This window comes from Gordonia sp. 852002-50395_SCH5434458, assembly GCF_001665905.1.
Classification (GTDB): Bacteria; Actinomycetota; Actinomycetes; order Mycobacteriales; family Mycobacteriaceae; genus Gordonia; species Gordonia jacobaea.
This window is the reverse complement of the sequence record NZ_LZTC01000104.1, coordinates 1-6,291: the sequence shown is the minus strand read 5'-3', so window position 1 is coordinate 6,291 and position 6,291 is coordinate 1. Positions and strand designations below refer to the sequence as shown.

Sequence of the window (6,291 nt, the reverse complement as noted above, 5' to 3'; positions counted from 1 at the left end):
GAGTTGGGGATGTGCGCGCAGCACGAGGTCGACGGCTGTGGGCGGTACGACAAACGGTGCGCTGGCCGAGCCGATGCGTGAGAGTCCGTAGGACATGCGCTTGTTGTAGTCGGCCAGGGCGTCGGGTGTGCTGCGGTATGGTGTGTCGCGCGCGATGCACGTTGATAGTGCTGCGCGGCAGCGCCATTCGAGTTCTGCGCGGATTTCTTGGCCTGCCGCCACGATCAGTGGGCGGAAGCGTGGGTCGGCGTATCGGTCGGCGACGGCGGCGTCGGCAACCATGCGTCCGGCGATCACGTCGAGCGGGTAGTGCACGCCGAGGACGACGCGGTGATAGCCGGCTTCGCTACCGCGCGCGAGGAACTGCGGTGCGAGTTCGGGAATCATCAGTGCGAGCAGCCCGGTGCGGATCATTGCCGACGCGGTGTGCCCGGACGGGTACGACGAGCCGCCGGAAAGTACGTCCTCGTCGGTCTTGCCCGGCAGGTTGTAGACCTTGATCCGGTTCGGCGCCACCTTGTACGGCCTGGGGTTGTCGGAGATCTCCTTCTCGACGAGCGTCGACGACGCGATGCCTTGCCCGCGTGCGGCGAGTGAGTCGATGAGTGCGGTCACCTTCGGCAGTCGCTTCTCGGTGAGCGCTTGGCGCACATCGGCGCCGAGCTCGGTCCCGAACGCATCGGTCATGGCGTGCAATTGCTTCTGCGACAACCCGTCGATCGCGTACGCGTCGTCGAGTGCGCGCTTGCGCAATGCCGGATCATCCTGTGCCGCATTGTTGATCGCGACCGCCTTCTCCAGGTTCTCCGACATCGTCGCGGGGTGATGCGCACGAATGTCGGTGAAGCTCGAGATCACCGGCCAGTAGATGACGTCAGAGCCGTGGACATCCGACTGATAGAGGGTGGCCAACGCTCCGACCGGGAATGCGGTGGGTGTCGGTTTCGGCGGCGCTGCCTGCGCGGTGGCGGGGGCGCCGAACACCGCACACATCACCGCTGTTGTTGCGACGAGTCCGTTGGCGAGTTGTCGCGGGAGTCTCATGTCGTGGTTCCTGTCGATAGAAGGTCGGGTCGGGTTCCGGCGAAACGAGTTATGTGCGAATCAGTTTCGGGGTACCCGCCCGCGTCGACCAACCGAATGCTCGCCGAGTCGTCGAACGCGGGTCGAATACATCCGCGACGTAGAACCATTCCATTGTGGCCCGCGCGGGCGTCACGGTCATCACCCCGAATCCGTGTGTCGTCAGTTCGACATCCTTGATCCACGGGTTGGCCAATTTGATGGCCTCCTGACCGGCGGACAGCACCGCGACAGTCGGGGCGTCGAGTGCGCGGCTGACCGCGATGCTGTCGTGCGCACTCGCGGCCGTGATGCTGGGGACGGTGAACTCGCACGCGACGGTGCGTCCCGAGCGGTCCTTTCCATAGTGGGAAACGTTCAGCGGCAACTCACTTGCCCACGAGCTGTGGATGTCTCCCGCGACCAGAACCACGTTTCGCTTGCCCGCCTTGTCGATCGCGGACAGCAGTTGTCGACGCTGCGCCGCGTACCCGTCCCACTGATCGTTGTTGACCGGGAAGCCGTCTCGGGGGACTCCGACCGTGTCGTGTAACCACTCGGCGAGTCTTGGATCGGTCGACGCGGGAATCGTCAGCGGCACCATCATCACTTCGCTGCCGATCACCTGCCAGCGGGTCGACGACGTCGTGATCGAGGTCTCCAACCAGGTGTACTGCTGTGCACCGGTGATCGACTGCTTCGGATCATCAACGCGCGCAGTCGATTGCTTGTCGCGATACGAGCGGAGATCGGGAATGATGAGCTCGGCCAGTGTGCCGAAACGGAGGCGTCGATACAGGTGCTCGCCGTTCTCGAGCGAGTTCGGGCGTACCGGCATCCACTCGAAGTACGCCTGTGTTGCCGCACGTTTGCGAGCAGTCCAACTGCCCTGCGTCCGCGGGTCGTGGTTCTCCGCGCCGTCGCGGTAGGAGTTGTCGGCCGATTCGTGGTCGTCCCATATGCAGACAAACGGATGCGCGGCATGGGCGCGGGCAAGGTCGGGGTCCTGGTGGTACTTTCCCTGCCGGATGCGGTAGTCGGTCAGGCTCACCGTCGCGTGTCTCGGTTCGACCTTGCGAACAATCTCGCCGAATGCTCCTGTGTAGCCGCCGGATTCGTACTCGTAGGTGTAGTCGCCGAGGTGCAGGATGAAGTCGATGTCGGTGCGCTCGGCCATGGCCCGGTACGAGATGAAGTGTCCTGCTTCGTAATTCGAGCACGAGCAGACTCCGAACCGCAGACGGTCGATGTCCGCCGAGGCCGCGGGGGCTGTCTTCGTTCTGCCGACCGGCGACACGGCGCCCGCCGCGGGACCGTCGAGCACGGTGAAGCGGTAGAAGTATCGCGTCGCGGGAGCAAGTCCCGCGGCGTCGACCTTGACCGTGTGGTCGCGCTGGGCCGTCGTCGTCACGCTTCCGGACGCGACGACACTGCCGAATGCGTTGTCGTGCGCGACTTCCCAGCGCACCGCGGTCGGGTCGCCAAGGCCGGAGCCGGGTGTCGCGCGTGCGTGGGGTGTGACGCGCGTCCACAGGATCACGCGGTCGGGGAGCGGATCGCCCGAAGCCACCGAATGCGCAAAGACGCCGGAACCTCCCGGGGCTGCCGCTGCAGACGGAATCGCAGCCGACGCGACGGCGGCGGTGCCCGCAGCCACCGTCGCCGACTTCAGGAACGTCCTGCGCGTTACATGTGACATCTGCGAAGTCTGTGACATCTGCGGAGTCTGTGACAACTGCGAAGGCAGCGGTTTACTGACCGGTTTGGGAAGTCTGTGAGCCACGAGGAGTCAGTCAAAACCCGCCATGTGACCGGATTGGGTGTTTCAGGTGAACGGCGGGTGTCGACGCTCAGGCCTCGCCGCGCTCCCACTGCTCGATCAGGCCCGCCTGCGACTCCTCGGTCAGCAGTCCGTAGAGCTTGAACCGTGCCATGCCGCCGTCGGGGAAGATGTCCATCCGCGCTTCGGTCATCGGCCGGTCGAGGTCGATGACGAAGCGGTGGCGAGTGTCGGGTTGCAGCTCGGTGCGGGGCAACACATCGAACCATTCACCGTCCTCGCCGTCTCGGCCACGCACCGTCGCTGCTCCCGGCGCGTTGCCGATGAAGTAGCTGGTGTCGAGTTCGACGAGACTGACCCTGCCCTGGCCCGCGAGGCGCACCTGTACCCAGTCGTTGCCGGAGTCACGACGGCGGCTGGTCTCCCATCCCTCGCCCATGTGGCGTGCGCGACCGGGCATCAGCAGGTTGTTCGGTGAGCTGTAAAACATGTTCGAGCATGCCGTGATCAGTCCGCCGTTCTCGAGGGCGGCGAGATCGAAGTGGCCGTAGCGGAAGAAGTGCGGATTAGGCACACCGCGGCCGTGAACACGGAAGCGTGCGACACCGCCGTCGGGATGCATGGTGAGTCGGACGTGCGTGAAGCGGCCCTTTGCGTCGACCTTGAACGGATTGCGGGTGTCGCCGTCGACCTGAGTCTTCTCGACGATCGTTGTCCACTCGGCGTCGTCGACGAGTTGTTGCGCCGACACGACGCCTTCGACCGCGGTGGCCTCTACCGAGATCTCGGGCGGATAGTTGCCCTTGAACCACGACGTGTCGACGACGACGCCGTAGATCACACCGGGTGCGCCGAGCCGGATGATCGCCTGGTCGACGCCGTCGCGGCGTCGGCGTCGTGTCTCCCAGCCGTCGTAGACCTGACCCTTGTGCCCGAAGGTTGCGGGCCGGTACTCGGCCGGGCCGGTCTTGATCAGGTTCTGTACCTCAGCGAACAGATCGTCGTTGGTCCACACGACCGCGCCGCCGAGATCGCGAAGCGCGAGGTCGGGCATGGAGGTGAAGTGGGGGCGGCTACCTGACGGTGGTGGAGGCTGAGGAGTCACGAATGTCGATGGTAGTTGGCTGTTTGCGTAGCGCAGAACTCGAGCGCATACTTGCGCTCGGCATTTGCTTGCAACATGCAACTACTTGCAATAGGTAACATCCGTCGGCTTTGTCCGTTAGGTAGTAAAAGGCGGTAACAGTGCTCGACCCGGAGTCGATCGACCAGCTCTTCGATTCGCTCAGCCGATACCTGCGTGTCCGGGATCGTGCGGTCCACACCACGTTCCGTACCAAGGACGGGGAGTTCGAGACCGCGGCATTCCGCGGCCTGTTCCACCTCGACCGTGCGCCCATGCGGTCGAGCGAACTCGCCGCCGCGCTCAACGCTGATCCGTCGACCGTGTCGCGACACGTCGCACAACTCGTCGACCTCGACCTGGTGCGTCGCGAGGCCGATCCGGCCGACGGACGCGCAACGCTCCTGGTGATCACCGAAGCGGGACGTCGACGCGTCGAGGGCATGCGAGCGATGCGTCGTGAAGCGTTCGAGTCCGCGATGACGGACTGGAGCCAAGACGAACTGTCGACGCTGGTGGTGTTGTTCGACCGCTTCGTCGACGCCGCGGAGCAGCTGATTGCGCCCGCAGGCGAACATTCCGGGAAAGGAACGAGATGACAGACGAGACGCAGGTGTCCACGCCATCTGACGAGGTGGCGGGCGCCGGTCTGACCCACCGGCAGATCCTCACGATCCTGGCCGGCTTGATGCTGGGAATGTTCCTCGCGGCGCTCGACCAGACCATCGTGTCGACCGCGATCCGCACCATCGCCGACGACCTGCACGGCTACGACATGCAGGCATGGGTGACCACCGCCTACCTCGTCACGTCGACCATCGTCACTCCGCTCTACGGCAAGCTCTCCGACCTCTACGGCCGCAAACCCTTTTTCCTGCTTGCCATTTCGATCTTCATCGTTGGATCGCTGCTGTGCTCGCTCGCGACGTCGATGTACGAGCTCGCGGCGTTCCGCGCTCTGCAGGGGCTCGGCGCCGGCGGTCTGTTCACCCTGGCGCTGACGACGATCGGCGACATCGTCCCGCCGCGTGAGCGCGCGAAGTACCAGGGCTACTTCCTCGCGGTGTTCGGCACGTCGAGTGTGCTCGGTCCGGTACTCGGTGGCTTCTTCGCCGGTCAGTCGACGATCCTCTGGGTGTCGGGGTGGCGCTGGGTCTTCCTGGTGAACGTGCCGATCGGCATCCTCGCGCTGATCGTCGTCGCCAAGGTGCTCAACTACGACCAACAGAAGGGTCGGGGCGGCCGTACCGACTACTGGGGTGCGTTCGCGCTTGCCGTCGGCATCGCGCCGTTGCTGATCGTGGCCGAGCAGGGCCGCGAATGGGGCTGGTTCTCGGGTTGGGCGTGGCTCTGTTACGGCGTCGGAGCCTTCGGCATCGCGCTGTTCGTCTGGATCGAACACAAGATGGGCGACGACGCGCTCATCCCGTTGCGCGTCTTCAAGAATCGGGTGTTCGCGCAGGGCATCGTGATCTCGATGGTCGTCGGTGCGGTGATGTTCGGCGGGATCTCGATGCTGCCCCAGTACTTCCAGGTGCTGCGCGGCTCGAGCCCGATGGTCGCGGGCCTGCAGATGCTGCCGATGGTTCTCGGTCTGATGATGGGTTCGATCGCGTCGGGTCAGATGATCTCGCGCACAGGCAGATACAAGGTGTTCACGATCGTGGGTGCGGTGCTCATCACCGTCGCCACGTTCCTGTTGCACCTGGTGAGCACGTCGACGCCGGTGTGGCTCGTGATGCTCATGGCGTTCCTGCTCGGCTTCGGACTGGGCAACCTGATGCAGCCGATCACGCTCGCGATGCAGAACATCCTGCCGCCCAAGGACATGGGCCTGTCGACCGGCACCGCGACCTTCTTCCGCCAGATCGGCGCGACTCTCGGTGTGGCCGTGTTCTTCTCACTGCTGTTCAGCATGATGGGACCGAACATCAAGGACGAGATGGTGTCTGCAGCGCAGACTCCCGAGTACCGCGCCGCAGTCGTGCGGGCAGCGGGCAGTGATGATCCGCAGGTCAGCGAGTTCGCCAAGGGTCTGATCGCGGCGTCGCAGAATCCCGGGGGAGCGTCGGGGTCGTCGGACGCGGTGATGAGCGATACGTCGATCATCGAGAAGTTGCCCGCCGAATTGGGCGATCCGATCAAGGAGGGCTTCGCGAACTCGATGGACACGGTGTTCCTGACGGTGTCGATCGTCTCGCTGCTCGCGATCATCGGCACGGTCACGTGGAAGGAACTCCCGCTGCGTCGCGGGAAGCCGGCCGCCGAAACTGTGGCTGCCGAGTAGGGCCAGCGAGTAGTACCAAAGAAAATCCACCTCATCTGT

Annotated in this window: 5 protein-coding genes; 2 read left to right on the top strand and 3 right to left on the bottom strand. The window is 64.6% G+C overall.

The genetic code is table 11. The features are described 5' to 3' along the window. The 3 genes from A5785_RS22185 to alc all read right to left on the bottom strand — a co-directional run. A partial coding sequence (locus A5785_RS22185) for a phosphatase PAP2 family protein (RefSeq protein WP_065181060.1) occupies window positions 1-1,044 on the bottom strand: 1,044 nt, incomplete at its 3' end. A gap of 49 nt (window positions 1,045-1,093) precedes the next feature. Next, window positions 1,094-2,761 carry an alkaline phosphatase D family protein gene (locus tag A5785_RS22180; RefSeq protein WP_231895505.1) on the bottom strand — a complete coding sequence of 556 codons (1,668 nt, stop codon included), beginning with the start codon at window positions 2,759-2,761 and terminating at the stop codon, window positions 1,094-1,096. A gap of 151 nt (window positions 2,762-2,912) precedes the next feature. After that, window positions 2,913-3,896, bottom strand: a complete 984-nt coding sequence (alc, locus tag A5785_RS22175) for an allantoicase (RefSeq protein WP_231894034.1) — start codon at window positions 3,894-3,896, stop codon at window positions 2,913-2,915. A 191-nt stretch (window positions 3,897-4,087) separates the two neighbouring features. Here alc and A5785_RS22170 point away from each other — a divergent pair, with 191 nt between their 5' ends. Beyond that, a complete protein-coding gene (locus tag A5785_RS22170) occupies window positions 4,088-4,564 on the top strand; it encodes a MarR family winged helix-turn-helix transcriptional regulator (RefSeq protein WP_049699957.1) in 477 nt (158 codons plus the stop codon). Beyond that, window positions 4,561-6,252, top strand: coding sequence for an MDR family MFS transporter (locus A5785_RS22165; RefSeq protein WP_064868127.1), 1,692 nt, complete (start codon window positions 4,561-4,563; stop codon window positions 6,250-6,252). Before A5785_RS22170 ends, A5785_RS22165 begins: the two co-directional genes overlap by 4 nt. Window positions 6,253-6,291: the final 39 nt, after the last annotated feature.